At 64.6% G+C, this 25350-nt stretch carries 34 protein-coding genes; 24 read left to right on the top strand and 10 right to left on the bottom strand.

Annotated features, from left to right (window positions below; genetic code table 11):
• The first annotated feature begins 15 nt into the window (after positions 1–15).
• Both ACSBOB_RS05160 and ACSBOB_RS05165 read left to right on the top strand, forming a co-directional pair.
• On the top strand, positions 16–498 hold the full coding sequence (locus tag ACSBOB_RS05160) for a TerB family tellurite resistance protein (RefSeq protein ID WP_442581391.1): 483 nt from the start codon (positions 16–18) through the stop codon (positions 496–498).
• A complete protein-coding gene (locus tag ACSBOB_RS05165; protein WP_442581392.1) occupies positions 491–1210 on the top strand; it encodes a glutamine amidotransferase in 720 nt (239 codons plus the stop codon). The genes ACSBOB_RS05160 and ACSBOB_RS05165 overlap by 8 nt, the downstream gene beginning before the upstream one ends.
• 36 nt (positions 1211–1246) lie before the next feature.
• Here the strand turns inward: ACSBOB_RS05165 and hmgA are convergent, their stop codons facing one another.
• The gene (gene hmgA / locus ACSBOB_RS05170; RefSeq protein ID WP_442581393.1) at positions 1247–2563 is read right to left on the bottom strand and encodes a homogentisate 1,2-dioxygenase; all 1317 of its coding nucleotides are present in this window, start codon (positions 2561–2563) and stop codon (positions 1247–1249) included.
• Positions 2564–2776: 213 nt separating this feature from the next.
• On the opposite strand from hmgA, the gene ykgO reads away from it, so the two are divergent.
• The 3 genes from ykgO (at position 2777) to ACSBOB_RS05185 (ending at position 4717) form a co-directional block, all read left to right on the top strand.
• A complete protein-coding gene (gene ykgO / locus ACSBOB_RS05175; protein ID WP_008834857.1) occupies positions 2777–2902 on the top strand; it encodes a type B 50S ribosomal protein L36 in 126 nt (41 codons plus the stop codon).
• Positions 2903–3000: 98 nt separating this feature from the next.
• Entirely contained in the window at positions 3001–3603 is a 603-nt protein-coding gene (locus ACSBOB_RS05180; RefSeq protein WP_442583641.1) for a hypothetical protein, read from the top strand.
• A 49-nt stretch (positions 3604–3652) separates the two neighbouring features.
• The gene (locus tag ACSBOB_RS05185) at positions 3653–4717 is read left to right on the top strand and encodes an alpha/beta fold hydrolase (protein ID WP_442581394.1); all 1065 of its coding nucleotides are present in this window, start codon (positions 3653–3655) and stop codon (positions 4715–4717) included.
• Between the two features lie 33 nt (positions 4718–4750).
• Here the strand turns inward: ACSBOB_RS05185 and pyk are convergent, their stop codons facing one another.
• Both pyk and ACSBOB_RS05195 read right to left on the bottom strand, forming a co-directional pair.
• The gene (gene pyk, locus ACSBOB_RS05190; RefSeq protein ID WP_442581395.1) at positions 4751–6181 is read right to left on the bottom strand and encodes a pyruvate kinase; all 1431 of its coding nucleotides are present in this window, start codon (positions 6179–6181) and stop codon (positions 4751–4753) included.
• Positions 6178–6657: a DUF1036 domain-containing protein gene (locus ACSBOB_RS05195; protein WP_442581396.1), complete on the bottom strand. Its 480-nt coding sequence runs from the start codon at positions 6655–6657 to the stop codon at positions 6178–6180. Before ACSBOB_RS05195 ends, pyk begins: the two co-directional genes overlap by 4 nt.
• Before the next feature lie 237 nt (positions 6658–6894).
• Here ACSBOB_RS05195 and ACSBOB_RS05200 point away from each other — a divergent pair, with 237 nt between their 5' ends.
• The 3 genes from ACSBOB_RS05200 to ACSBOB_RS05210 all read left to right on the top strand — a co-directional run bounded on the left by ACSBOB_RS05200 (position 6895) and on the right by ACSBOB_RS05210 (position 8500).
• Positions 6895–7692, top strand: a complete 798-nt coding sequence (locus ACSBOB_RS05200) for an N-formylglutamate amidohydrolase (RefSeq protein ID WP_442581397.1) — start codon at positions 6895–6897, stop codon at positions 7690–7692.
• 54 nt (positions 7693–7746) lie between these two features.
• Complete coding sequence (locus ACSBOB_RS05205; RefSeq protein WP_442581398.1) at positions 7747–8055, top strand: DUF1244 domain-containing protein; 309 nt, start codon at positions 7747–7749, stop codon at positions 8053–8055.
• A 184-nt stretch (positions 8056–8239) separates the two neighbouring features.
• Positions 8240–8500, top strand: coding sequence for a DUF2312 domain-containing protein (locus ACSBOB_RS05210; protein WP_308060297.1), 261 nt, complete (start codon positions 8240–8242; stop codon positions 8498–8500).
• A gap of 87 nt (positions 8501–8587) precedes the next feature.
• On the opposite strand, the gene ACSBOB_RS05215 is transcribed toward ACSBOB_RS05210, so the two are convergent.
• Positions 8588–9598, bottom strand: a complete 1011-nt coding sequence (locus tag ACSBOB_RS05215; protein ID WP_442581399.1) for an NAD(P)H-quinone oxidoreductase — start codon at positions 9596–9598, stop codon at positions 8588–8590.
• Between the two features lie 91 nt (positions 9599–9689).
• On the opposite strand from ACSBOB_RS05215, the gene ACSBOB_RS05220 reads away from it, so the two are divergent.
• The 5 genes from ACSBOB_RS05220 (at position 9690) to ACSBOB_RS05240 (ending at position 12204) form a co-directional block, all read left to right on the top strand.
• Positions 9690–9881, top strand: coding sequence for a DUF1192 domain-containing protein (locus ACSBOB_RS05220; protein ID WP_442581400.1), 192 nt, complete (start codon positions 9690–9692; stop codon positions 9879–9881).
• 126 nt (positions 9882–10007) lie between these two features.
• A complete protein-coding gene (locus ACSBOB_RS05225) occupies positions 10008–10229 on the top strand; it encodes a type II toxin-antitoxin system ParD family antitoxin (RefSeq protein ID WP_442581401.1) in 222 nt (73 codons plus the stop codon).
• The gene (locus tag ACSBOB_RS05230; RefSeq protein ID WP_442581402.1) at positions 10226–10537 is read left to right on the top strand and encodes a type II toxin-antitoxin system RelE/ParE family toxin; all 312 of its coding nucleotides are present in this window, start codon (positions 10226–10228) and stop codon (positions 10535–10537) included. The genes ACSBOB_RS05225 and ACSBOB_RS05230 overlap by 4 nt, the downstream gene beginning before the upstream one ends.
• Before the next feature lie 127 nt (positions 10538–10664).
• Positions 10665–11912 carry an MFS transporter gene (locus tag ACSBOB_RS05235; protein WP_442581403.1) on the top strand — a complete coding sequence of 416 codons (1248 nt, stop codon included), beginning with the start codon at positions 10665–10667 and terminating at the stop codon, positions 11910–11912.
• A 31-nt stretch (positions 11913–11943) separates the two neighbouring features.
• Positions 11944–12204, top strand: a complete 261-nt coding sequence (locus tag ACSBOB_RS05240) for an ArsR/SmtB family transcription factor (RefSeq protein ID WP_442581404.1) — start codon at positions 11944–11946, stop codon at positions 12202–12204.
• Between the two features lie 171 nt (positions 12205–12375).
• On the opposite strand, the gene ACSBOB_RS05245 is transcribed toward ACSBOB_RS05240, so the two are convergent.
• Entirely contained in the window at positions 12376–12549 is a 174-nt protein-coding gene (locus ACSBOB_RS05245) for a YdcH family protein (protein ID WP_442581405.1), read from the bottom strand.
• Between the two features lie 232 nt (positions 12550–12781).
• Between ACSBOB_RS05245 and ACSBOB_RS05250 the strand changes: the two genes are divergently transcribed.
• On the top strand, positions 12782–12985 hold the full coding sequence (locus ACSBOB_RS05250; protein WP_442583642.1) for a YdcH family protein: 204 nt from the start codon (positions 12782–12784) through the stop codon (positions 12983–12985).
• 133 nt (positions 12986–13118) lie between these two features.
• Here the strand turns inward: ACSBOB_RS05250 and ACSBOB_RS05255 are convergent, their stop codons facing one another.
• On the bottom strand, positions 13119–14039 hold the full coding sequence (locus ACSBOB_RS05255; RefSeq protein ID WP_442581406.1) for an acetamidase/formamidase family protein: 921 nt from the start codon (positions 14037–14039) through the stop codon (positions 13119–13121).
• 248 nt (positions 14040–14287) lie between these two features.
• On the opposite strand from ACSBOB_RS05255, the gene purE reads away from it, so the two are divergent.
• The 9 genes from purE (at position 14288) to ACSBOB_RS05300 (ending at position 22782) form a co-directional block, all read left to right on the top strand.
• Complete coding sequence (gene purE, locus ACSBOB_RS05260) at positions 14288–14749, top strand: 5-(carboxyamino)imidazole ribonucleotide mutase (protein WP_442583643.1); 462 nt, start codon at positions 14288–14290, stop codon at positions 14747–14749.
• Entirely contained in the window at positions 14746–15822 is a 1077-nt protein-coding gene (locus ACSBOB_RS05265) for a 5-(carboxyamino)imidazole ribonucleotide synthase (protein ID WP_442581407.1), read from the top strand. The genes purE and ACSBOB_RS05265 overlap by 4 nt, the downstream gene beginning before the upstream one ends.
• A gap of 265 nt (positions 15823–16087) precedes the next feature.
• A complete protein-coding gene (locus ACSBOB_RS05270) occupies positions 16088–17113 on the top strand; it encodes a PstS family phosphate ABC transporter substrate-binding protein (RefSeq protein WP_442581408.1) in 1026 nt (341 codons plus the stop codon).
• 99 nt (positions 17114–17212) lie between these two features.
• Entirely contained in the window at positions 17213–18673 is a 1461-nt protein-coding gene (gene pstC, locus ACSBOB_RS05275) for a phosphate ABC transporter permease subunit PstC (RefSeq protein WP_442583644.1), read from the top strand.
• Positions 18670–19986, top strand: a complete 1317-nt coding sequence (gene pstA, locus ACSBOB_RS05280) for a phosphate ABC transporter permease PstA (protein WP_442581409.1) — start codon at positions 18670–18672, stop codon at positions 19984–19986. Before pstC ends, pstA begins: the two co-directional genes overlap by 4 nt.
• Positions 19987–20003: 17 nt before the next feature.
• On the top strand, positions 20004–20828 hold the full coding sequence (gene pstB / locus ACSBOB_RS05285; protein ID WP_442581410.1) for a phosphate ABC transporter ATP-binding protein PstB: 825 nt from the start codon (positions 20004–20006) through the stop codon (positions 20826–20828).
• Positions 20829–21002: 174 nt separating this feature from the next.
• Complete coding sequence (gene phoU, locus ACSBOB_RS05290; protein WP_442581411.1) at positions 21003–21710, top strand: phosphate signaling complex protein PhoU; 708 nt, start codon at positions 21003–21005, stop codon at positions 21708–21710.
• A gap of 16 nt (positions 21711–21726) precedes the next feature.
• Positions 21727–22416, top strand: coding sequence for a phosphate regulon transcriptional regulator PhoB (gene phoB, locus ACSBOB_RS05295; protein ID WP_396643964.1), 690 nt, complete (start codon positions 21727–21729; stop codon positions 22414–22416).
• Positions 22417–22563: 147 nt separating this feature from the next.
• Positions 22564–22782, top strand: coding sequence for a hypothetical protein (locus ACSBOB_RS05300; RefSeq protein ID WP_442581412.1), 219 nt, complete (start codon positions 22564–22566; stop codon positions 22780–22782).
• Between the two features lie 159 nt (positions 22783–22941).
• Here the strand turns inward: ACSBOB_RS05300 and ACSBOB_RS05305 are convergent, their stop codons facing one another.
• From ACSBOB_RS05305 to ACSBOB_RS05320, 4 genes are all read right to left on the bottom strand, one after another.
• Entirely contained in the window at positions 22942–23388 is a 447-nt protein-coding gene (locus ACSBOB_RS05305) for a hypothetical protein (protein ID WP_442581413.1), read from the bottom strand.
• A gap of 515 nt (positions 23389–23903) precedes the next feature.
• Positions 23904–24128 (bottom strand): hypothetical protein, encoded by a 225-nt coding sequence (locus tag ACSBOB_RS05310; RefSeq protein ID WP_442581414.1) that lies wholly within the window; start codon positions 24126–24128, stop codon positions 23904–23906.
• 40 nt (positions 24129–24168) lie between these two features.
• Complete coding sequence (locus ACSBOB_RS05315; RefSeq protein ID WP_442581415.1) at positions 24169–24531, bottom strand: hypothetical protein; 363 nt, start codon at positions 24529–24531, stop codon at positions 24169–24171.
• 112 nt (positions 24532–24643) lie between these two features.
• Positions 24644–24820 carry a hypothetical protein gene (locus ACSBOB_RS05320; protein ID WP_442581416.1) on the bottom strand — a complete coding sequence of 59 codons (177 nt, stop codon included), beginning with the start codon at positions 24818–24820 and terminating at the stop codon, positions 24644–24646.
• Positions 24821–25109: 289 nt separating this feature from the next.
• Here ACSBOB_RS05320 and ACSBOB_RS05325 point away from each other — a divergent pair, with 289 nt between their 5' ends.
• Positions 25110–25289: a hypothetical protein gene (locus ACSBOB_RS05325; RefSeq protein WP_442581417.1), complete on the top strand. Its 180-nt coding sequence runs from the start codon at positions 25110–25112 to the stop codon at positions 25287–25289.
• Positions 25290–25350: the final 61 nt, after the last annotated feature.

The raw sequence follows: 25350 nt of genomic DNA on the forward strand, positions 1-25350 counted from the left end.
GTGGAGTTGTCGGCAATGCTTGAGCGGATGATGTCCTTCCTCAGGGATCTGCCTGGCGGAGTCAAAGGTGGCGGCATAAGCGGCGACGATCCGCGTGTGGCTGCCGCCGCGCTGATGTACCACGTCATGGACGCCGACGGCGTCCGGCAGGACGCGGAGTGGGACCGTATCAAGCAGATCCTGGGCGAATACTACCACATCAACGGTCGGGAACTCGACGAGCTTGTGAAGGCCGGCGAGAAGGCCGAGCAGGAGTCGGTCGACCTCTACGCCTTTACCAGCGTGCTCAGCCGCCATCTCGACGAGGAGGGCCGCATCGCCTTCATCCGGCTGATGTGGGATGTCGTCTATGCCGACGGCGTCTTGCACGAACTGGAAGACAACACTTTGTGGCGCGTGGCCGAACTGATCGGCGTCGATCGTCGCGAGCGTGTGCTGGCCCGCCAGGAGGCGGCGCGCAAAGTTCCGGGCGCAAAGGGCACGCCGACCGATGAGTAAACAGGCGGCCGGCAAGCGGCCGAGCATTCTCGTCGTCCTGCATCAGGAATTGTCCAGTCCCGGCCGTGTCGGCAATTTGCTGACCGACAGCGGCTTCGATCTCGATATCAGGCGTCCGCCGCTGGGCGATCCGCTGCCGGATACGCTCGCCGAGCACGCCGGCGCGGTGGTGTTCGGCGGCCCGATGAGCGCCAACGACACCGACGAATTCGTCAGGCGCGAGACCGAGTGGCTGTCGGTTCCGCTGGTCGAGAACCGGCCGTTCCTTGGCATCTGCCTCGGCGCCCAGATGCTGGTGAACCATCTCGGCGGCAGTGTTGGCAGCCGCGACGACGGGATCGTCGAGATCGGCTGGTATCCGCTCAAGCCGACCGAGGACGGCAAGAAGCTGATGCATTGGCCGGAAATGGTCTACCAGTTCCATCGCGAGGGCTTTTCGCTGCCGGACGGCGCGACGCTGCTCGCCACCGCCGATCATTATCCCAACCAGGCTTTCCGCTATGGCGACAATGCCTGGGGCATCCAGTTCCACGCCGAGCTGACGCGGGTGATGATGCAGCGCTGGGTAGTGCGCGGCGCGCATCGTTTCGAATTGCCCGGCGCCCAGCCCGGCCGCGACCATCTCGGCGGCCGTATGATCTGGGATATGCATCTAAAGCGCTGGTTGACCGAATTTCTGGAGACCGTGTTTGGCCGGCCGGAAGCCGCTTGAGGCATCCCAATCGCTGCCAGTGCGACAGCGGCCGACTCAATCGCTCCAGTCGCCCTCTGGTGTGCCGTTGAAACGCTTCTTCAGGCCAATCCAGCAGTCGATATAGTCCTCCTGCAAAGTCTTCAGTTCGGCCGCGAAGCTGGTGAGCAATTGCGGGAAGCGCGTCTCGAACATGAAGGCCATGGTGTTTTCCAGCTTGACCGGCCTAAGCTCGGTGCGCGACGCCTTCTCGAAGCCGAACGCGTCCGGCCCATGCGCCAGCATCATGTTGTGCAGGCTCATTCCGCCGGGCACAAAACCATTTTCCTTGGCGTCGTACTGGCCGTGGATCAGCCCCATGAACTCGCTCATGATGTTGCGGTGATACCAGGGCGGGCGGAACGTGTCCTCGGCCACCAGCCAGCGTGGCGGGAAGATGACGAAATCGACATTGGCCGTGCCGGCTTCGCTGGACGGCGCGGTTAGCACCGTGAAGATCGATGGATCGGGATGGTCGAAAAGGATCGCGCCGACCGGCGAGAAGGTGGCGAGGTCGTATTTGTAGGGCGCGTAATTGCCGTGCCAGGCCACCACGTCGAGCGGCGAGTGGCCGAGTTCGGTGACGTGGAACTGGCCGCACCATTTGACGATCAGCCGGCACGGCCTCTCCTTCTCCTCGAACCAGGCGACCGGCGTCTTGAAGTCGCGCGGATTGGCCAAGCAATTGGCGCCGATCGGCCCACGGTCGGGAAGCGTGAACTTCGCGCCATAGTTCTCGCAGACGTAGCCGCGCGCAGGGCCGCTTGCGATCTCGGCCTTGAAGGTCAGGCCGCGCGGCAGAACGATGATCTCGCCAGGTTTTATCTCGATGAGGCCCATCTCGGTGACAAAGCGCAGGGTGCCCTGCTGCGCCACGACCAGCATCTCGGCGTCGGCGTTGAAGAAATGGTCGTCCGCCATCGAGACATTGGCGGCGTAGACATGTGCCGCCATGCCGGACTGTCCGAGCGCGTCGCCGGCGGTGGTCATGGTGCGCATACCCGATATGAAATCGGTGGGCGTATCCGGCATCGGCAGTGGATCCCAGCGGTACTGGCCCAGCCCAAGCCCGTGCCCGCCGGCGTTGGGAGCGGTGCGCCACAGCGGAAAATCCGCAGCGCGGAAGCGCCCGTGATGTTTCACGCTCGGGCGGATGCGGTAGAGCCAGGAGCGCTCGTTGGTGCCGCGCGGCGCGGTGAAGGGCGAGCCGGACAATTGCTCGGCATAGAGCCCGTAGGCGGGGCGCTGCGGCGAGTTGCGGCCTTGCGGCAGCGAGCCCGGCAGGGTTTCAGTCTCGAAGTCGTTGCCAAAACCCGGCATGTAGGAATGGGCCATTGTCTTTCCTCCCTCATTCCGCTGCGATGTCTGTCGCAAGCCTAACCATCGCGATTGTAACCATCAATGAGGCGGCGATCGGGTTCGACAACTGTCTCGCGAAGCTTGACAGCCGGAGGCCTTTCCCCTTATGAGCCAGCAACACTTTCGGGCGCGCTCTCGGGCGCGCCTTTCCGTTAGGCCCGACTGGGCACCGTTCGACAGGCCAGACCAATGAAGATCAAGAATTCGCTCAAGGCCCTGAAGGGCCGCCACCGCGACAACCAGCTGGTTCGCCGCAAGGGTCGCATCTATATCATCAACAAGACCGCGCCGCGCTACAAGGCACGCCAGGGCTGACGTCCGGCTCCTGCCGTTTCCGGCCGCCGGCCGGCTTGCGCGGAAAATCACGCGAATTTCAGTTTGACGTTCCGCTCCGGGAGCCTACAGTTTCCCGGATGCGGAATCGTTTTGCTTTTGTTGCAGGTGTGGTGCTGCTCTGCGCGGCGCCTGGTATAGCCGCTGATGCGGCGCCTCCTCCATCGGACGAGAAGCCGGCAGCCATTGCGCCCAAGACGAGGGTCGAGCGGCTCGATGAGTTGTTCACCAATCTCAAGCGCGAACGTAACGAAAAGGCGGCCGAGCGCATCGCTGCGCGCATCTGGGAAGAGTGGAACCGCTCCGACAGCGCCATCGTCGACTTGATGATGCAGTGGTCCCAGCAGGCGGCCGAGAAGAAGAAGTTCGACGTAGCGCTCGATTTTCTCGATCAGGTCGTCACCCTGTCTCCGGATTATGCGGAAGGCTGGAACCGCCGCGCCACCGTGCATTACATGATGCACAACTACGGTAAGTCGATGGCCGACATAGAACGCACGCTGGAACTCGAGCCCCGGCATTTCGGTGCCTTGTCCGGCCTTGCCCAGATCATGAAGGAGACGGAGCGCAAGCAATTGGCGCTCGATGCGTATCAGCGGGTCCTCGACATCTATCCGATGATGCGCAACGCTCAGAACGAGGTCGCGACGCTGTCCGAGGAATTGGCGGGCGAGGGCATCTGATCCGCGCCGCCGCGCGTAAAAGGCCTGTTCGTCCCACCGGCAGTTCAGCGTGAATCTCCTCTCCGCCGCAGTCGCCTTCCTGCTTGCCCTGATCCTCGTGCTGATCGGCTTGACGCGTATCGGCGTCTGGCTGATCGAGCGCCGCAATCCGCCCATCGGCGATTTCGTCGAGATCGGCGGGGCGCGGATTCACCATGTCCATGTGCCTGCGCCGGTGGGCGCGAATTTCCCGCCGGTCGTCTTCATCCATGGCGCCAGCGCCAATCTGAAGGACCAGATGGTGCCTATACGGCCCCTGCTGGAAGGTCGTGCCGAAATGCTGTTCTTCGACCGCCCCGGCCATGGCTGGTCGGAGCGCGGCGCCGGCAACGAGACTCCGCAGGGGCAGGCGAGATTGCTGGCGGCGCTGATGGATCGTTTCGGCATCGACAAGGCGATCGTCGTGGGCCATTCCTTCGGCGGGGGCATCGCGGCTGCCTTCGCGCTGAGCTATCCCGAAAAGGTCTCGGGCCTCGTCTTCGCGTCAGCCGCCACGCATCCATGGCCGGGCGGAAAGACGTCCTGGTACTACGCCTTGACCAATGTGCCTGTGATCGGCCGGCTGTTTTCGGAAACGCTCGCCTATCCCGGCGGCATGCTCCAAATGGCGGCCGCCACCGATTGCGTGTTCGCTCCAAACGATACGCCGGAAAAATACCTGGAGCGTGCCTCGATCCCGCTGGTGCTGCGGCCGGCGACTTTCCGCGCCAACGCCACCGACGTTGAGAGCCTCTACCCCTTCGCCGTTGCCGACGCGGCGCGCTATCGCGACATCGCCGCGCCGACGGTCGTGATTTCGGGTGACCGGGATACGGTGGTCTATGAGGAGATCCACTCGCTCGGCCTGGCGCGCGACATTCCCGGCGCAAAGCTCCTCTGGGTGAAGAATCTCGGCCACAAGCCCGACTGGATCGCGCCGGACCTCATCGTCAGCGCCATCGAGAAGCTGGCCGGCAAGCCGGTAGACCTGGATGCAGCCGCCCGGGCGGTGGAAACGCGCATCGCGAGCGATCGCCAGGGTGAGGGGATCTGTGTCGACGAGAAGGTTCCAGGCACCGAACTCGCGCCGCTTTGACGCGGCCTGTCGCCGGCAAGCTGCTCCCGCTGTTCAGGAACTGCCGTCGGCGCCGATATAGGCGATGCGCAGCATGTTGGTCGAACCCGGCGTGCGCAGCGGAACGCCGGCCGTGATGATGACGCGGTCGCCCTGCTTGCCGAAATCCTCCGCCTTGGCGATCCGGCAGGCGCGCTCGACCATGTCGTCGAGATCGATGGCGTCGGGCGTCACCACGCAATGCGTTCCCCACAGCAGCGACAGCCGCCGAGCCGTCCCCAGCACCGGCGACAGCGCGATGATCGGCACGCGCGGCCGCTCGCGCGCCGCCCGCAGGCCGGTCGTGCCCGAGGCGGTATAGGTCACGATGGCGGAAAGGTTCAGTGTCTCGGCGATCTGGCGCGCGGCCAGCGAGATGGCGTCCGCGCCGGTGGCTTCCGGCTCGGAGCGCTGGGCATTGATGATGCCGGGGTAGAAGGGATCCTTCTCGACCTGCTCGGCGATGCGGTTCATCATAGCCACGGCCTCGACCGGATAGGCGCCGGCGGCCGACTCGGCCGACAGCATGATCGCGTCTGCGCCTTCGAAAACCGCGATCGACACGTCCGAAACCTCGGCGCGGGTCGGCGCAGCGGCGGTGATCATCGATTCCAGCATCTGGGTGGCGACCACCACCGGCTTGCCGGCGCGCCGCGCCGCGCGGGTGATCTGCTTCTGAATGCCGGGAACGGCCTCCAGCGGCATCTCGACGCCGAGATCGCCGCGCGCCACCATGATCGCGTCGGAAAGCTCGATGATCTCCGCCAGCCGGGTGACCGCCTGCGGCTTCTCGATCTTGGCCATCAGCAAGGCGCGGCCGCGTGCGATCTTTCGAGCTTCCGCGAGATCATCGGGCCGCTGGACGAAGGACAGGGCCACCCAGTCGACACCCGTTGCCAGCACCGCGTCGAGATCGGCGCGATCCTTTTCGGTCAGCGCGCCGACCGGGAGCTCGGTGTCGGGAAGGCTGACGCCTTTCTTGTCGGATATCTTGTCACCGGAAATCACCACCGTCTCGATGGAATTTCCGTCGCAACGCACGGCTTTCAAGGCCAGCTTGCCGTCGTCGATCAGCAGGCGGTGGCCGGCCTGGACGGACCCCAGAATCTCCGGGTGCGGCAAATGCACGCGATCGGCATTGCCGGGGGTCGGATCGTTGTCCAGCGTGAAGGTCTGGCCGACGCGCAAAGCCACCTTGCCGTCCGCGAACTTGCCGACGCGGAGCTTCGGTCCCTGCAGGTCGGCGAGAATGCCGATGGGCCGGCCGACCTCGTCCTCGACGGAGCGTATGCGCTCGACCAGCGTGCGCATCTGCGGGTGGTCGGTGTGGCTCATATTGATGCGGAAAACGTCGGCGCCGGCCTCGAACAGCTTGCGGATCATCTCCGCCGAGGAGGAGGCCGGGCCTATCGTGGCGAGGATCTTGACCTTGCGGCTGCGTCTCATGGCGTCGGTGTCCCTGTCGCGGCGGCATCTCCGCCGGTCGCGGGCTGGTCGGTGAGCTGGACCATCCAGCTTGCCTGTTCGCCCGTGTCGTATTCCTGGAAGCCGGCGCGCTGAAAACCTCTGGCCACGCAGTCGGTTACGCCGGCGATCTTGAATTCGTTTCCGGCCACGCACATCGTGATGGGACCGTCCCAGAGGCCGCCGCGCTCGGCGTCTTCCGCGTAGAGGTAGTAGAAGCGCGAGGCGAGCGGCCCCTCGATCAGCGTCTTGCAGCTCGACCCTTCGATATGCCACCAGCCCTCGGTCACCCAGCCGGCCTTGGCGCGGTAGCCAATTCCGACGCCGACGAGGCTCTGGGTGGCGTTGCAGACCCTGAAGTCGGCCCGCGCCTCGGTGGCGCCGAAGGCCAGCAGCGCCGTGAAGGCGGCCACGACCGCGACGGCGCAACGGCTGCGCTGGCCGGCGGCAAAGACCATTTCCAAACCTCTTGAAGCTGACGAAATCATTCCCGGGCACCCCTTTTCGGAAAACTGCGCGCACATGTCAACGCGCGCGGCCTGCCGATCCAATCGATTTAAGCCCGTCGCGCCGTTTCATGATTCCCACGCCGGATTTCCGCCTCAAGATTGGCGAAACAACGGCATTGCGCCGCCGGCCGCTTCATGGAAAGACGCTGGTCTCCTCCACATTGCAGCGATCCACATGGAAGGCTCATGACACGATCGGCAATTTTCGCCCCTTTCGTGATGATCGAGGGTGACCGCCGGCGCGGCATCCTGCTCGTCGCCGACCATGCGCGCCGCGACCTGCCGGACGAATATGGCGACCTCGGCCTGCCGCCGGGCGAGTTCGACCGCCACATCGCCTACGACATAGGCGTCGAAGCGGTGATCCGCTCGCTTGCGGAGTGGCTCGGTGTGCCGGCGGTGTTCGCCGGCTTTTCGCGACTGCTGATCGATCCGAACAGGGGCGAGGACGACCCGACGCTGATCCGCCAGCTCTATGACGGGACCGTTGTCCCGGCGAACTATCCGATGACGGCGGATGAGCGCGAGCGCCGGCTCGACATGTTCTACCGCCCGTATCATGACGCGGTGGCGGCCATGACCGCCTCGGTGGCGCGCGAGAGCGGGGCCGCGCCGTTTATCTTTTCCATCCATTCCTTCACGCCCGTCATGCAGGGCCGCGTGCGGCCGTGGCACGCCGGCGTGCTGTGGGATCTCGACGGCCGCGTTGCCGCGCCGCTCATCGAGATGCTGGCGGCTGATCCGCTGCTCACGATCGGCGACAACGAGCCGTACGATGGCGCGCTCAAGGGCGACACGATGTACAAGCACGCGATCGTCAACGGGTTCGCCCATGCGCTGCTGGAGATCCGCCAGGACCTGATCGCGGACACGGCGGGCGCCGAGGCCTGGGCCGAAAGGCTGGCGCCCATCGTTGACGCGATCAACGGCCGACCCGATATACATGAGGTCAGGCAATATGGCTCGCGCACCGGCCCGTTCTAGCGATCAGGGAGAACCGCGTGCGTCGAAAACGAGCCGATGACGATGGAGGCCGCCATGTCCGAACTTAGCGACGACCAGAGGCGTGATTTCGAGGCCGCCGCGTTCCGGCGCCTGATCGAGCACCTGCGCGAGCGCACCGACGTGCAGAACATCGACCTGATGAATCTCGCCGGCTTCTGCCGCAACTGTCTGTCCAACTGGTATCGCGAGGCGGCGGAAGCAACTGGAACTGCCCTGTCAAAAGATCAGTCGCGCGAAATCGTCTACGGCATGCCCTATGCCGAATGGCAGGCCCTCCACCAGACCGAGGCGTCGGACGCCAAGAAGGCCGCTTTCGAGACCAATCGTCCGAAGGAACACTGAGGGCGGCCGCCGCCGAGGCGTCGGCAAGCAGACATTTTCCAGGCCGCCCGTCGCACCGGGTCTGCAGGCATTCCCGTGCGGCAGAAGACGTGGCTCTTGACCCTCCTGCCTGCTTCGGGCATCGAACCGCGTCCTCGCCGCGCTTCCGAGTCGCGGCCCTTCAACCGCCGTTCCGGAGACAGACATGGCCGAAGACATCACCGAAACCAGCCAGACCGTCGCGGCAGGCCAGCTCAAGGCCTTCATCGAGCGCATCGAGCGGCTGGAAGAGGAAAAGCAGACCATCGCCGACGACATCAAGGACGTCTATGCCGAGATGAAGGGCACGGGCTTCGACACCAAGGCCGTGCGCACCATCATCCGCCTGCGCAAGAAGGACGCCAACGAGCGGCAGGAAGAGGAGGCGATCCTCGACCTCTACATGGCCGCGCTCGGCATGGCGTGAATTTCAGGTGGCCGCGCGGCTCGCCGCGTGGCGCCTGCTTCGGGTTCTGAAGACCTCGGCCGTACCGGCAACCGGTGCAATATTCCGTCAGGCGACGTCGAGCACGATCTTGCCGATGTGCTCGCCCTCTTCCATCCGCTCGTGGGCGCGCCAGGCTTCCTTGAACGGAAAGATCATGTCCATGACCGGCGCGACGCGCCGTGAGGTCAGCAGCGGCCAGACCTGCGCCTCGAGCGCGGCCGCCACGGCGCCCTTGAACTCGGTGGTGCGCGGCCTGAGCGTCGAGCCGGTGTGGACGAGGCGTTTCACCATGATTTTCGACACGTCGACGCTGGCCGTCGCCCCGGCCTGCGTGGCGATCTGCACGATACGTCCCTCGACGGCCGCCGCCGAATAGTTGCGGTCGACATAATTGCCGCCGACCATGTCGAGGATGACGTTGGCACCCTTGCCTGATGTGAAGGTTTTCACCGCCTCGACGAAATCTTCCCGCTTGTAGTCGATCGCAAGGTCGGCGCCGAGGTTGCGGCAGGCTTCGCATTTCTCTGCCGATCCCGCGGTGGTGACGACCGTCGCGCCGAAGGCTTTCGCCAGCTGGATCGCCGTCGTGCCGATGCCGGAACTGCCACCGTGGACGAGAAAGGTTTCGCCGGCCTTCAGCCCGCCGCGCTCGAACACGTTGTGCCAGACGGTGAAGAAGGTTTCCGGCAGGGCGGCCGCCTCGGTCATGGTGAAACCCGCGGGCACCGGCAAAGCGTTGGTTTCGTCGACCTTGCAGAATTCCGCATAGCCGCCGCCCGGCGTCAGCGCGCAGACGGCGTCGCCGAGCCGCCAGCGCTTCACGCCCGGACCGACGGCCGCCACCGTTCCCGCCACTTCCAGCCCCGGCAAGTCCGAAGCTCCGGCCGGCGGCGGATAGGCGCCCTTGCGCTGCAGCACGTCCGGCCGATTGACGCCGGCGGCATGGACGCGGATGAGAATCTCGTGCTCGCCGGGCTCGGGGACCGCGCGTTTTTCCGCCTTGAGCACCATCGGGCCGCCCGGCTGAGAGATCGCAACGGCTGTCATCCGCGCCGGAATTTTCGTATCGTCCGTCATCGTTCGCTCCGATCGGTTGTGCAGCCGCGATTGCCTGTTGGGTTGCCCCTTATGTAGGGTGTCCGCCGATCTGGCAAACGGGAGGTCGAGAATGGCCATATTCGACGACGAACCACGCAAGCCGGCGAGCGCCCATGTGGTGGGCCAGGACATATCCCTGATGTCGGCCGACGAACTGGTGCAACGCATCGCGTTGCTGAAGGCAGAGATCGAGCGGCTGGAGGAGGAGCGCGCCAAACGAGGGGCGACGAAATCGGCGGCGGAGGTATTTTTTCGAAGATAGACAATGAGGTCGTCGGCGACGAGGAGTTCACACTCATTGCCACATTTATGGTATGAGTTGTGGCGGCTCCGCCGGACAGGAGGTTGCGCCTTGAATGTATCGATTGGAAAACGCTGGGAAGATTTCGTGAATGATCTTGTGGAGAAGGGTCGCTATGGCTCGCAGAGCGAGATCGTGCTGGAGGGGTTGCGCCTCGTGGAAGAACGCGAGGCGAAGCTGAAGGCGCTGCGCGAAACCATCGACGCATCGATCGCCGGAGGCGGCAGTCACAGCGCCGAGGACGTCGACGCTTATGTCAATGAGCGCCTTGATCGGTGGGAAGATGCCCAGGCGCAAAACAGATCGTGACAAGGTTGCGCTATACCGACGCCGCAAGAGCCAACATCGCGGAGATCACGCTTTACATCACTATACAGAGCGGCAGCCGCAAGATCGCTGAAAATTTTCGTGATCGGCTTCACCAGAAGTGTCGGCAACTCGCGAGCCTGCCTGGCCAGATGGGTCGGCCAAGGCGGGAGCTACGGTCGGATTTGCGTAGTCTTACCTTCAAAAGTTATGTGATTTTCTTCCGTTATCGAGGTGAGGTGTTTGAGGTCGTGAACGTGCTGGAAGGGCATCGAGATATCGAAGGGCATTTCGAGGGGAATGAGAAATAATCGAACTGGTTTGAACTCGTCTTGGCCGCTGCCTACGTCGCCATGCGTCGCATGTCTCCGGTCACGCCACCGCCGAAATCGGCTATTGTAACGCAGGCCCCTTCCAGCGTCTGATCCGGATTGAATGATGTTTGCGACCTACCGGCCGATCCTCTCCCTGCTGCGCGGCACCGCCTTCCTGCTGGCGGCTTCGGGCCTGCACGGCCTGCTGCTGCCGCTGCGCGGCCAGGAGGAGGGATTTTCCACCGCCGTGCTCGGCCTGCTGGGCACCGCCTGGGCGGGCGGGTTCGTCGCGGGCTGCTTCATCGCGCCGCGCCTGGTGCGGCGGGCCGGGCATGTCCGGGCCTTCGGGGCGTTTGCCGCCTCCGGCGCGATCATCGCCCTGCTGACTGGCCTGATGATCCACCCGGTCGCGTGGATCATCCTGCGCGCCGCCACCGGCTTCACCATGGCGGGAGCGTTCATGGTGATCGAGAGCTGGCTGAACGAAAAGGCGACCAACGAGAACCGCGGCACCGTTTTCGGCCTCTACATGATGGTCACTTACGCCTCGATCATGGCCGGTCAGATGATCGTGGCGGCGGGCGATGTGCGCACCGATTCGCTGTTCATGGTCGCGGCCATCTTCTTCTGCCTGGCGCTGCTGCCGACCGCCATGTCGACGGCGGCCACGCCAAAACCGCTGCAGGACGTTTCGCTCGACGTCAAAGGCCTCTACGCGAATTCTCCCGTCGCCTTCTTCGGCTGCCTGCTGGTCGGCGTCGCCAATGGCGCCTGGGGCACGCTCGGCGCGGTCTATGGCGCGCGCATCGGCATTACCACTGCCGAGATCGCGCTGATGATGAGCCTGGTCGTCGTGGCGGGTGCTGCAATGCAGCTGCCGGTTGGCCGCGTGTCGGACCGGACGGACCGGCGCTATGTGCTCGCCGCCGCCTCGCTGGGGGCTGCGCTGTTCGGGCTGCTGGTGTTCTTCGCCACGCCGCGGACCGGCGTGACCGTCATCGCCATGACTGCCTGCTACGGGGCGCTTGCCTATACGCTCTATTCGCTGGCGGTGGCGCATGCCAACGACCATGCCAGCCCGGAAGACTTCGTAAAAGTGTCGGGCGGCCTGCTGCTGCTCTACGGTTTCGGCACGATGATCGGCCCGCTGCTGGGATCGCTGCTGATGAGCTGGATGCGGCCGGAGAGCCTGTTCCTGGCGACGGCAGCCGCGCACATCGCGCTCGCCGCCTATACGCTGCTGCGCATCTCGAAGCGTGCCCCTGTGCCGGTCGACGCCCGCGAGGCGTTCAAGACCATGCCGTCCGAGCGCGGAGCGACCCCCGAAGCGGCGCGGCTCGACCCACGCATCAAGCCCGAACAAGACGGTTGAGAATTTTCGGCATTTGCCGCAACATCAGGTCATGCTCACTGACGCATTCGCGGCAATTGCAGACCCCCACCGGCGCCATCTGCTGGAAGAACTCCGGCGCGGGCCGAAGACGGTCGGCGAACTGGCCTCCGGCCTGCCCGTATCGAGGCCGGCCGTATCGCAGCATCTCAAGGTTTTGCTGGATGCCGGGCTGGTCAGCGCCAGGGCCGACGGAACGAGACGCGTCTATGCCGTCAGCGAGAACGGCTTTTTGAAGCTGAACATCTGGCTGGATCAGTTCTGGACCGGGTAGCCGCCAGGTCAACCTGCGGGAACGTCATCGGACGGGCTCGCCTGTGTGGCGGCGACGGCGCAAAACTTCGCATTTGCGGGTAGAACAGGAAACCTGAAACATCTTCCCTTGGCGTCCCGGCGACGATCATCGCCGCCGGACGCCGGAAAACGTTGCTGACTGAGACCGAACTCAGTGCGTGGTGTGCCTCAATTTCTCCATTTCGTCTTTCAGTGCCAACTTGCGCCGCTTCAGATTCACGATTTCGAGATCGTCGACCGATGGATGGTTCATCGCCTCGTCGATCTGGCGTTCGATATCACCGTGTTTCCGCTGCAACTCGTCAAGGTGGTGGGCAAGAGACATGCTTGCTTCTCCCTTCATGGTTTCCTCGATGCACGCCATACCGCGGCTACCGCCCATGCCGCCGTGTGACGGTACAATGACAGTCTGCCACCAGAATGTGGCAATGTCGAATGCGATCTCGCAGGATTTCCTGATACGGCGAAATATGGTATGGGGTTCGCGCCGGGCGACATTGAACGACCGGACCCGCCTCATTTGGCGCCCAGCGCCGGAATTTCTGTTGACGGAAACCATGTCCGACCAGGATCAGACCGAGATTCGTCTTGAGTTCGCCAAGCTCAAACAGGAACACGCCGATTTCGATGCCGCGATCAACGCGATGATCGCCATGGCCTGCGACCCGCTGCAGATCCAGCGCATGAAAAAGAAGAAGCTGGCCCTCAAGGACCGGCTGGTGACGCTGGAAGACCGGATCATTCCCGACATTATCGCGTGAAGGGTCTGCGCCACGTCCTGCTGCCCGGATACCGGCGAAATTCAGCCTCTGCGTCGGTCAATTTCTCTCGATTTCGACCTTTCGCCCGAAGCGCTCATCGCCGATTGGCATTTTGAACGACGGCGGCCTGCGATCACGGCTCTGAGAGCTTCGGCAGCCATTTCTTTTCGATGCGGCAGACCATGGTGTAGGCCGGGTCGAAGACGTTGCCCACATCGTAACGGACGACCTGTCCCATGAGATGGCTGGCGGCCGTGGGGCTCATGCCGTAGTCGCTGGTCAGCCAGTTGAACATGTCGGTCGTCGCATGCTGCAGCGCCTGGTCGAGCGGCCGCGCGTTGCCGACCGAGAAGATGTCGGTGGCGCTCTCGCCGCGCGGCCAGACGAGATTGCGGCTCTTTTCGACCGTCAGGCGCACCTCGACCTCGAAGCAGGTCTCGATGCCGGTGCCGACGATCTCGCCGTCGCCCTGTGTCGCATGGCAGTCGCCGAGGAAGAACAGCGCGCCGGGTACGGCGACGGGAAACCACACGGTCGCGCCGGGGCCGAAACCGCGATAGTCCATGTTGCCGCCGTTCTCCGCGCTGGTGGCGGTGGAGAAGGCCTGCCCGCCGGCGGGTGCCACGCCGAAACAACCGATCATCGGCTCGAGCGGCAGGACGAGATGTTCGAGGCCCGGCACGGCCGGCTCCAGCGAAGCCGTAAGTCCTTGCCGGTCGATCCGCCAGTTCACCTTGTCGCGCGGCGGCAGGTTTCGCACGAATTCCGGGTCGACGACATTGCCGGCCAGCGACGCGCGGGTCCATCCGGTGGCACGGATCGGCGTCATGCGGACGATGTCGACCCTGAGCGCATCACCCGGCTCGGCGCCGGTGACGAAGATCGGGCCGTTCATCGGGTTCGGCTCCGGGGCGCGCTGCACGCCGTCCTTGTCGATGCCGTGGGCATCGATCGTCTCGGTGATCACCGTATCGCCCGACGCGACGGTGAGGGCGGGCGGCAAAGTGCCGAGCACATTGTGCCAGGCGGCGGCGGTGAAGCGGTGCGTTGTCATGCCGAAGGCGTAGCCAAACGCCTCGACCGCCGCAAGCGCGCGTCAGGCCATTCGCCGAAACTGGAACAACGACGCTGCTGCAATGTCGGCGATGCTGTCGACGCTTGCACGCGCAAGCTTCGCCCCGGAAAGTGCACAAGAGGCCATTGCGCGCGGGCCGTCCTTGCCCCCTCGCGGCAATTCCGCTAAGCGCCACTTTTCTAGCGACCAGGGACGACAGCGTGGCCACAGCCGACGTCGCCATCATCATGGGCAGCCAGTCCGACTGGGCGACCATGAAACATGCCGCCGAGACGCTCGACGCGCTCGGTGTGCCGCATGACGACCGCATCGTCTCGGCGCACCGCACGCCGAAGCGTCTCTACGATTTCGCTACCGGCGCCAAGGCGGCCGGGCACAAGGTGATCATCGCCGGCGCAGGAGGCGCGGCGCATCTTCCCGGCATGACGGCGGCGCTGACCGCTTTGCCGGTGTTCGGGGTGCCGGTGGAGTCGAAGGCGCTTTCCGGGCAGGATTCCTTGCTTTCCATCGTCCAGATGCCGGCAGGCATTCCCGTCGGCACGCTGGCGATCGGCAAGGCGGGAGCTGTCAACGCGGCGCTGCTCGCCGCCGCCGTGCTCGCCCTGACGGACGAAGCGCTGGCGGGCCGGCTGGAAGATTGGCGCGCCAGGCAGACGGCTGCCGTCGCCGAGACGCCTTCTGACGCATGACAAAACCACTTCTTCCGAATTCGACGATCGGCATCATCGGCGGCGGCCAACTCGGGCGCATGCTGGCCATGGCCGCAGCTCGGCTCGGCTACCGCACCGTGATCCTCGAGCCACAGGCGGATTGCCCGGCAGCGCAGGTCGCCAATCGGCAGATCGTCGCGGCCTATGACGATCCGGCAGCGCTGGATGAGTTGGCGAGGGTTTCTGCCGTCGTCACCTATGAGTTCGAGAATGTGCCGGTCGGCGCGGCAACACGCCTTGCCGCTTCCGTGCCGGTCTATCCGCCACCACGGGCGCTGGAGGTCGCGCAGGACCGCGTGACCGAAAAATCCTTCCTGAACGGCATCGGGGTCGGGACCGCCGAGTTTCGTGCGGTCGACAGCGACGCCGATCTCGAAGACGGACTTGCGGCATTCGGGCGCAGCGGCATCCTGAAGACGCGGCGGCTGGGTTACGACGGCAAGGGCCAGCGGGTGTTCCGCGATCATGTCGGCGAGGTGAGCGGCGGTTTTGCGGCCATGGGCGGCGTGCCGCTGATCCTCGAAGGTTTCGTGCCGTTCGAGCGCGAAATCTCCGTCATCGCGGCGCGTGGCATCGACGGCAGGATGCTCGCCTTCGATCCTGCCGAGAACGTCCACCGCGATGGCATCCTGCACAGCTCGACCTTGCCTGCGCGGGTTTCGCCGGCAACCGCCCGGGCGGCGACCGAAGCGGCGTTCTCTATCCTTGCCGCGCTCGACTATGTCGGCGTCATCGGCGTCGAGTTCTTCGTGCTTGCCGACGGCAGCCTGCTTGCCAACGAGATCGCGCCGCGTGTCCACAATTCCGGCCACTGGACCGAGGCCGCCTGCGCCGTCTCGCAGTTCGACCAGCATATCCGCGCCGTCGCCGGGTTGCCTCTCGGCGACACGCGCCGGCACTCCGGCTGCGTGATGGAGAACCTCATCGGCGACGACGTCTTCCGCGCGCCGACGCTCCTGGCGGAGCCCGATCTCGTGCTGCATCTCTACGGCAAGGCGGAAGCCCGGCCGGGCCGCAAGATGGGGCATTTCACGCGGCTTTCGCGCGGCTGAGACAAGCCGGCGAACGATCGCCCGCCATGACGATCCCGTCGCCGACAATATGACGGCCGCCAGACATCGGAGCTCCATGTCCTGCCCGCCCGGAGCCGGCGAAGGGCTCCGCCATACGCCGGCAAAGCTTGTGCGACATGATGAACGGGCGCTTTACCGTCCCGACACGAAACTGTCATGCAACTGTTACATAGCCTCGTTAAGGCCTCTCCGCGACGCCGCTGGAAGGCGTCCCAAGCCAAATTTTCCGACAGGAGCAGGCCTCATGAAAAAAGCTATCCTCACAGCGTCGGCCGCGGCCTTGGCGCTGGCCGCCACGGCCGGCTACGCCGCTGCGCGCGACCAGGTCCAGATCGCCGGTTCGTCGACCGTTCTTCCCTACGCGAAGATCGTCGCTGAATCCTTCGGCGAGACCTTCACCAACTTCAAGACCCCGGTCGTCGAGTCCGGCGGCAGCGGCGCCGGCATCAAGGAATTCTGCAAGGGCGTCGGCGAAGACACGATCGACATCGCCAACTCGTCGCGCAAGATCAAGGACGACGAAGTGAAGTCCTGCGTCGCAGCGGGCGTCAAGGACGTGCAGGAAGTCAAGATCGGCTATGACGGCATCGTGTTCGCCACCGACATCAAGGGTCCGGACTGGGCGCTCACCCCGGCCGACGTCTATAAGGCGCTCGCCGCCCAGCTCGTCGTCGACGGCAAGCTCGTCGCCAATCCGAACACCAAGTGGAGCCAGGTCAACCCGGCCTTGCCAGATTGGGACATCGCCGCCTACATCCCCGGCGAGAAGCACGGCACGCGCGAAGTCTTCGAAGAGAAGCTGCTAGCTGCCGGCTGCGACAAGGAGGCCGTCAAGGCTGCCGGCGTCGGCGAGAAGGAAGTGACCAAGGCCTGCGTCGGCGTCCGCAAGGACGGCAAGGCCGTCGACATCGATGGCGACTACACCGAGACGCTGGCCCGCATCGACTCCAACAAGACCGGCGTTGGCGTATTCGGCCTGGCTTTCTACGAGAACAACGCCGACAAGCTGAAGGTCGCCACCGTCTCCGGCATCGTGCCTTCGACCGAGACGATCGCCAAGGGTGAGTATCCCGTGTCGCGTCCGCTGTATTTCTACGTGAAGAAGGCGCATCTCGGCGTCGTTCCGGGCCTGAAGGAATATGTCGAGTTCTTCCTCGACGACCAGATGGTCGGCCCGGAGAGCCCGCTCGCCGAATACGGCCTGGTTGCCGCTCCGGACGCCGAGCGCCAGCAGCAGCGCGACGACTTCGCCGCCGGCAAGACCATGTAACGATCGAAGTGGCCGCGCGGCTTCCGGCCGCGCGGCGACCCCTGTTGTTTGTTTGCTCTCCCTTTCCTGCCGCATGCGCCGGGAGTCCCATCTATGCCGATGACCTATTTTGTCGCCATCATCGTCGTGATCGGCGTGGTCGCCTATTTCATCGGCCGCCAGCGTGCCGCAGTGCATACGGGCGGCGCGGTCAAGCAGCACTCGCGTCCGCATTATCACGCCTGGTGGGCGTTCCTGCTCGCTGTCATGCCGGCCCTGCTTTTCCTCGCCGTCTGGAGCATCGGCTCCTCGATCTATATCGAGCGCCATGTCGAGGCCCAGCTTCCGGCGCAGACGGCGGACAGCGCGGTGCCGAACCGCAGCCTCGAACTCGGCCTGGTGAAAAGCCTCGCCAACGGCCTGAGAAGGCTCGATGCGACCACCCGTGACAATCTGCCCGAGACCTTCGCCGAGCTGCAGCCGCTTCTGATCGCCAAGGGCGTCGCGCTGGCGCCCGACACGCAGGACTACATGATCCCGGTCGCCGTCGCGACCAACCGCGCCAGCGACAATCTCCGGCTTACCGGTGGCGTGCTTGGCCTGATCCTGTCGCTTGCCGGCGCGGCCTTCGCCGTCCGCGGCATCCAGCCCAGGACGCGGGCGCGCAACAATGTCGAGCGCGTCGTGCTGTGGGCGCTGCTCGGCTCGTCGACCATCGCCATCCTGACCACAGTCGGCATCGTGCTGTCGATGCTGTTCGAGACCTTTCATTTCTTCACATCGGTGCCGCTCGCCGACTTCTTCTTCGGCGTGGTCTGGGATCCGCGCTTCGCCGCGGCCGGCGCCGGCGACTCGGCCGGTCAGTTCGGCCTGATCCCGCTGCTGGCCGGAACGCTCTACATCGCGCTGGTGGCGCTTCTGGTCGCGGTGCCGGTCGGCCTGCTGTCCGCGGTCTACATGGCCGAATACGCCTCGCGCCGGGTTCGCGGCATCGTCAAGCCGACACTGGAACTGCTGGCCGGCATCCCCACCATCGTCTACGGCATCTTCGCGGTGGTCACGCTCGGGCCGTTCCTGCGTGATCTCAGCGCGGCGCTCACCGGCGGTTCGCCCTTCATCCAGGCGCAGTCGATCTTCACAGCGGGCCTGGTCATGGGGATCATGCTGATCCCGGTGGTGTCGTCGCTGTCGGACGACATCATCACCGCGGTGCCGCGCGCCATGCGTGACGGTTCGCTGGGGCTGGGGGCGACGCGCTCCGAGACCATCAAGCGGGTCATCCTGCCGGCGGCGCTTCCCGGCATCGTCGGCGCCATCCTGCTGACCGCGTCCCGCGCCATCGGCGAGACGATGATCGTGGTGCTCGCCGCCGGCGTCGCCGCCAACCTGACGCTCAATCCGTTCGAGGCGATGACCACCATCACCGTCAAGATCGTCAACCAGCTCACCGGCGATCTCGAGTTCAACTCGCCGCAGACGCTGGTCGCCTTCGCGCTCGGCATCACCCTCTTCGTGGTGACGCTCATCATGAACATCGTCGCCCTCTACATCGTGCGCAAATATCGGGAGCAGTACGAATGACCGCCGCCACGCTGGACAGCCTGCCGATCGCCAAGGCGCCGGCACGCCGCGACATCGGCCTGAAACGGCGCTACGCCGCCGAGACCCGCTTCCGCTGGTACGGCCGCATCGCTATCTCCGTCGGCATCGTCTTCCTCGCCATCATGCTGATCACCATCTTCAGCAAAGGCTATACCTCGTTCATGCAGACGTCGGTGCTGCTGCCGATCACCTTCGACGCTAAGGTGATCGATCCGCAGGACAAGCGGGCGACCGACCCGAATGTACTGGTTACCGCCAACTATCCGAACCTGGCGCGCGACGCGCTCGCTGCAAAGCTCGGCATCTCGCCCGACGACAAGCCGCAGTTCGCGGCGCTGCGCGGCTTCCTCTCCGAGGGCGTGCGCACGCAGCTTCGCGACATGGTCATCGCCGACCCTTCGATCATCGGCACCACCCGCGACATCTGGGTGCTGGCCAGCGCCAATATCGACTCGGCGTATAAAGGCCAGATCGACCTCAACGTCGCCGAGGGCAACCGCAAGGTTTCCGACCGGCAGGTCGCGCTGATCGACAAGCTGCGCGCCGAAGGCGCGATGACGGGCAAGTTCAACACGGGCCTGTTCTTCAACGGCGCGTCGAGCCGCCCCGAGATGGCCGGCATGGGCGTCGCCATCATCGGCTCGTTCTACATGATGGTGATCGTGCTGCTGCTGGCGCTGCCGATCGGCGTCGCCGCCTCCATCTACCTGGAGGAGTTCGCCAAGAAGACGAGGCTGACCGACATCATCGAGGTCAACATCAACAACCTCGCCGCCGTGCCGTCCATCGTCTTCGGCCTGCTCGGCCTGGCGGTGTTCATCAACTTCCTCGGCATGCCGCGCTCGGCGGCCCTGGTCGGCGGCCTGGTGCTGACCCTGATGACGCTGCCCACCATCATCATCGCCACCCGCGCAGCCCTCGCCGCCGTGCCGCCGTCGATCCGCTCGGCAGCTCTCGGCCTCGGCGCCTCGAAGACGCAGGCTGTGTTCCAGCACGTGCTGCCGCTCGCCACCCCCGGCATCTTGACCGGTACGATCATCGGTCTGGCGCGTGCGCTGGGCGAGACCGCGCCGCTTCTGCTCATCGGTATGGTCGCTTTCGTCGCCGACTATCCGACGACGCCGCTCGACCCGGCAACCGCGCTGCCGGTGCAGATCTACATGTGGGCGAACGAGGCCGAGCGCGCCTTCGTCGAGCGCATGTCGGGCGCCATCATCATCCTTCTGGTGTTCCTCATGGCGATGAACATCACCGCAATCGTGCTCAGGCGCCGTTTCGAGCGTCGCTGGTAGACGGAGAGCAGGTTCCCATGAACATCATGACCGAACAGAAACTGGAACAGGCAGTGAGCGGCAGCATGACTGCGAAACCCAACGAAGTGATCAAGATGCAGGGCCGCAAGGTTGGCGTTTTCTACGGGCCGAAGCAGGCGCTGTTCGACGTCGAACTCGACGTCCGGCAGAACCAGGTGACGGCGCTGATCGGCCCGTCGGGCTGCGGCAAGTCGACCTTCCTGCGGTGCCTCAACCGCATGAACGACACGATCGACTCGGCGCGCGTCACCGGCAAGATCACGCTCGACAACGAAGACATCTACGATCCCAAGATCGACGTGGTGGAACTCAGGGCCCGCGTCGGCATGGTGTTCCAAAAACCCAATCCGTTCCCTAAGTCGATCTACGAGAACGTCGCCTACGGGCCGAAGATCCATGGCCTCGCCAAGAGCAAGGCCGACCTCGACGGAATCGTCGAGTCCAGCCTGAAGAAAGCGGCTCTCTGGAACGAGGCCAAGGACCGTTTGAACGAGCCGGGCACCGGCCTTTCCGGCGGCCAGCAGCAGCGTCTCTGCATCGCCCGCGCCATCGCGGTGTCGCCTGAAGTCATCCTGATGGACGAGCCCTGCTCGGCGCTCGACCCGATCGCCACCGCGAAGGTGGAGGAACTGATCGACGAGCTGCGCGCCAACTACACGATCGTCATCGTCACCCACTCCATGCAGCAGGCGGCGCGCGTGTCGCAGCGCACCGCCATGTTCCATCTGGGCTACCTGGTCGAGGAAGGGGCGACGGACAAGATGTTCACCAACCCCGACGACAAGCGCACGCAGGACTACATCACCGGCCGCTTCGGCTAGGAACCGCGTCGAAATGCGTGATGACGGGCTGCAAATGTTGAGGTTCTGCGCTTCCGGTGCTCACGTACTAAAATGTACGCTCCGCTCCGGTTCTCGAACCTCACCATTTTCGCCTCGTCCTGACGCATTTCGCTCGCGGTTCCCCGGTGCTTCCATGAATTTTGGAGTTATTTGATGCGCGAACACACAGTTGCCTCGTTTGACGAGGATCTGAAACAGATCGACCAGCTGATCCGCGACATGGCGGGCCTGTCGAGTTCGATGGTCGGCGATTCGATCCGGGCGCTGCTGCACACCGACACGGCGGCGGCGCAGCGGATCATCTCCGAAGATACCGTCATGGACGCCAAGCAGCGCGAGCTGGATGACCGGGCGATCACGCTGATCGCCAAGCGCCAGCCGATGGCGCAAGATCTGCGCGCCGTGCTCGGCGCCATCCGCATGGCCGGCGACCTCGAACGCATCGGCGATCTTGCCAAGAACGTCGCCAAGCGCGTCGGCGCGATCGGCGAAGGCGCCACGCCGCGCGGCCTGTCGCACGGCATCGACGACATGGCGACGCTGGTGCTCGCCCAGATCGAAGGCGTGGTCGCCGCCTATACCGGGCGCCGGCCCAGCGAACTCGACCGGCTGCGCGCCGAGGATGAGAAGGTCGACCTCAAGTATACTTCGGTGTTCCGCGAACTCCTGACCTATATGATGGAGGATCCGCGCAACATCACCGCCTGCACGCACCTCCTGTTCTGCGCCAAGAATTTGGAACGCATCGGCGACCACGTGACCAACATCGCGGAAAACGCCTATTATGTCCTGACCGGTTCGCAGCTTCCGGCGAACCGCCCGAAACTCGACGAGACGGCAACGACCGTCCTCGCCGAATAACGGCAAGCGAGGCGCGATGATCGCTCCGAAGGTGATGGTGGTCGAGGACGAGGAGCCGTTGGGCGTCCTCCTCCGCTACAATCTGGAATCGGAAGGCTATCAGGTCGAAGTCGTCATGCGCGGCGACGAGGCGGAAATCCGCCTGCAGGAGAACGTGCCCGACCTGCTGGTGCTCGACTGGATGCTGCCGGCGGTGTCCGGCATAGAACTCTGTCGGCGGCTCAGGATGCGGCCCGAAACCGAGCGGCTGCCGATCATCATGCTGACGGCGCGTGGCGAGGAGAGCGACCGGGTGCGCGGGCTGGCTACGGGGGCCGACGACTATCTGGTAAAACCGTTCTCGACGCCGGAATTCGTGGCCCGTGTGAAGGCGCTGCTGCGGCGTGCCAAGCCGGAGGTGCTGTCTTCGGTGCTGAAGGTCGGCGACATCGTGCTCGACCGGGAATCCCACCGCGTCTATCGCAAGAAGAGCGAGATCAGGCTCGGGCCGACAGAATTCCGGCTGCTCGAATTCATGATGCGGCATCCCGGCCGGGTGTTTTCGCGCGGGCAACTGCTCGACAATGTCTGGGGCGAGACGATCTACATCGACGAGCGGACCGTCGACGTGCATGTCGGCCGGCTGCGCAAGGCGGTCAACACCGGCCGGCTGCCGGACGTCATCCGTACGGTGCGCGGCGCCGGCTATTCCATAAGCGAAGAATGATTGCCCATCCCGTCGCGGTTCCGCGGCGGGCGTCATTCCTGCGCAATCTCATTCCTTCAACATTGCTCGGCGCGCTACCTCGCCGCATTAGCGTTTTGTTATCCTTAACTCGCTACTCTGGCAGGCATGAAGGCTCCGGGAAACCATATGCAAATCCTGCCCAAGGATCGGAACATCGCCGAGATGGACGCCCTCATGGACGCCCAGGACGACCGCAAGACCAAGCTGGTCGACCGCCGCGCCATCCATGAATCGGTCTCCTATCTCAGAAGCCACGGCTTCGACACCGAAGAAGTCCAGCGCTGCCTGGTCCGCTATTTCTACGTCGACCTCGACCTGCTCAACGAAGCACTGACCGAGCACTGAGACCGACGTCGGTTAACCCTGACCGCCATTGGCATAGGCATACCAACACCCCCCGCAAAGCGCAGCTGGCGGGTGGCGTTCGAATCCTCAACAAGTCAGAGCCCGATCCGAAAGCCGGGCGGGTCGGCTCGGCGGGTCTTTTAGCCGCCGCCCCAGCGGTCACGACGTATCGATGAGCCCCGCCCCGCTGCAAGCCATTGCGCGCCGCGCCCTCATTGCGTGATCCTGCCAAGCCATCGCCGATCCGTTTTGCGCAAGACGCCGGTTCGGCCCGCCGCGAAACAGCCGCAGTCCGGCGAAAAAACCCTGCAAGCCGCCGAAGACGACGGCTAGCGCGCGGAAGCAGCGGGCGAGCCGCAAAGCCTCGGCGCAGCCATCGGCATCCGCCCCGCCGACCGCAGCCGCTGGCAAGGCAAGCGCGCCGCCAGCCTGCTCGATAGCAAACGCCCGCGCAACGGCCTCGGCCGGCCGCAAGAGCGCCAACACCAGAACGCGAATCCAGAGCGGCAGGACGCAAAGGAACTCGGCCAGAACGGCGAGCCTGAGCAGCACCGCTGCGATGCCCTTCAGCGTCTCCTGCTCATTTTCGCGTTCCGCCCGGTCCATTCCAGCCTCCGTTCGGAAAGCACAATAGCAGAGAGGCGGAAAAGAGCAAGGAAACTTTTCCTATATCCCTCCGACATTGTATTGCATCAGCGTGGAAAATCCGGCAATGCCCGATACCGGCGGCGGTCAAATTCAAACGCCGTTGGTATAATCCGCTCTTCCCCGGCCGCGAATAAATTCGCTATCCCGACGGCATGCTGATAGCATCTTGCGATCGGCAGCCTTTTTTAGGGCGCTGTCGATTGAGGGCTGACGATCCGCCCTGGCCCCAGCCGGGAAGTAGGACGTCATGTCTTCCAATTTTTCGTGTCGGCAGCAAGAAACGCCACCGTCCCAAAGGGATCGGGTGCCTGCTCGGCAAGGCGGTGGCTTGTGAGGTATCTCGGGCGATTGGCGGCCGAGCCCGCCGCATTGCTGCTGATCCTGCTCGCCGCCTCCGTGGTGGGATCTGCTCTCTACCTGGCCCTGAGCAGCATCACCTTCTGATTGATGGCTTGCGTAGGTCCGCGCCCGGCTCAGGCAGAAAGAATGTCCTCGATATTGTGGCCGGTCTTCTTGCGGTAGGCCCGGCGCGCCGAAACAACCTCCGTCCAGAAGTTTTGTGTCGCATGCGCCGGAGGGCCGTCGGCCGGTTCCCCCGAGGTCGAGGTGGTGACGCGGAAGTTCAGTTTCGCCGCATTGCGCAATGCCCGGATGGGCACGCCTTGTGCCCGCATTGCCGTGAAGGTGGAAGTCAGCATCGTCGTCGGTCCTGGCGCCGCTCCGCTGTGCGGAGCAATTTCATTGAACGGGCAAGGCCTGCGCGGTGAGCGCCTGCCCGCACGCCGCGGCCAGTTGGCGATTGGGCCTCTCCTCGCCGAGCGGCGTCGCCCAGCCGGCCTGCTCGACGAGCCCGGCCCGCTGGAAAGCCCTGGCGATCTTTATATCCGCCAGAATGCCGGCCGACAGCGGATCGCTCTTCGACCGCTCCAGACAGTAGGGGGTGAGGCTGGCCGCAACCGCGATCGCGGCAGCGTCGCTGGACATGCGTTGCGCGCCGCTTGCCGTCACCCAGCCGCCCCAGCTGAATCCGACGATCGCCAGAGCGAGAGCCCCCGTGCCCGCTCCGAAAAGAGCGGGAGGAACCCATTCAAGCGCATGCATGACGATGTCCGATCCTGGTGTGGACGCGCCCGCAGAATCTTGGGCGCGGCTTCAGCCTATCACCGAAACGACCGGCATGTGCGGAAATCGGCAGGGAGGCGCGGCATTACCTTTAATCGGCGGTTTTCGCCGACACGTCGACGCCCACATGCGCGGGCGGAGACCGGCGCACCTTGCGCGGCTTTTCCATCGGCGGCTTGTCGCTGCTGTTCTCCTCGACCAGCCTGCACCCGAGCCTGTAGGCCACATACCCCGTCAGCGCGGCAACTGCCAATCCAAACCTTGTCACGTCGCGGCCCTCCGCTGCCGGCGCTTTCGTGGCGGCGCGCCCGCGGGTTCTGCTTCAGCCTGGGGCGCCATGTATTTTGCTGCGAGCCGCGTTGCCACGAACGCAAGGCCAAGCCTGACAAGCCATTTGATCATCGAGAAACTCCTTTGCCGCACCTGAAACTCGGCTGGGCAGGCGGAGGTTCCGACCCCGTGCGCGGGCTCGCTGAAATGTCCAGAGGGCAAGGTTACATCGACATGCGACCTTTTCGTCATCGATGCGTTCATCCTCGTCATAAGGAATCATCGATATGGCGAAGAAAAGGACACCGGAGGGTGGACGGCTGGCGAAAGGCCGCGAGCTCGAAGTCCAGCATCTGGCCGAGACCACCGATCTCTCTCCCAATCAGGCGCGTGAGTTGTTGAACCGTCACGGCAACGACTGGGAGAAGATCCGAGATGAGGCGAAGACGTTCAAGGCCGAGGGCTGAGCCGGGGATGCACGATCGATCCGTCGATTTCGAGCGGCCGGCTGCATTATTCCTGGTCCAG

It is taken from the genome of Mesorhizobium sp. KACC 23794, from assembly GCF_052180275.1.
GTDB lineage: Bacteria > Pseudomonadota > Alphaproteobacteria > Rhizobiales > Rhizobiaceae > Kumtagia.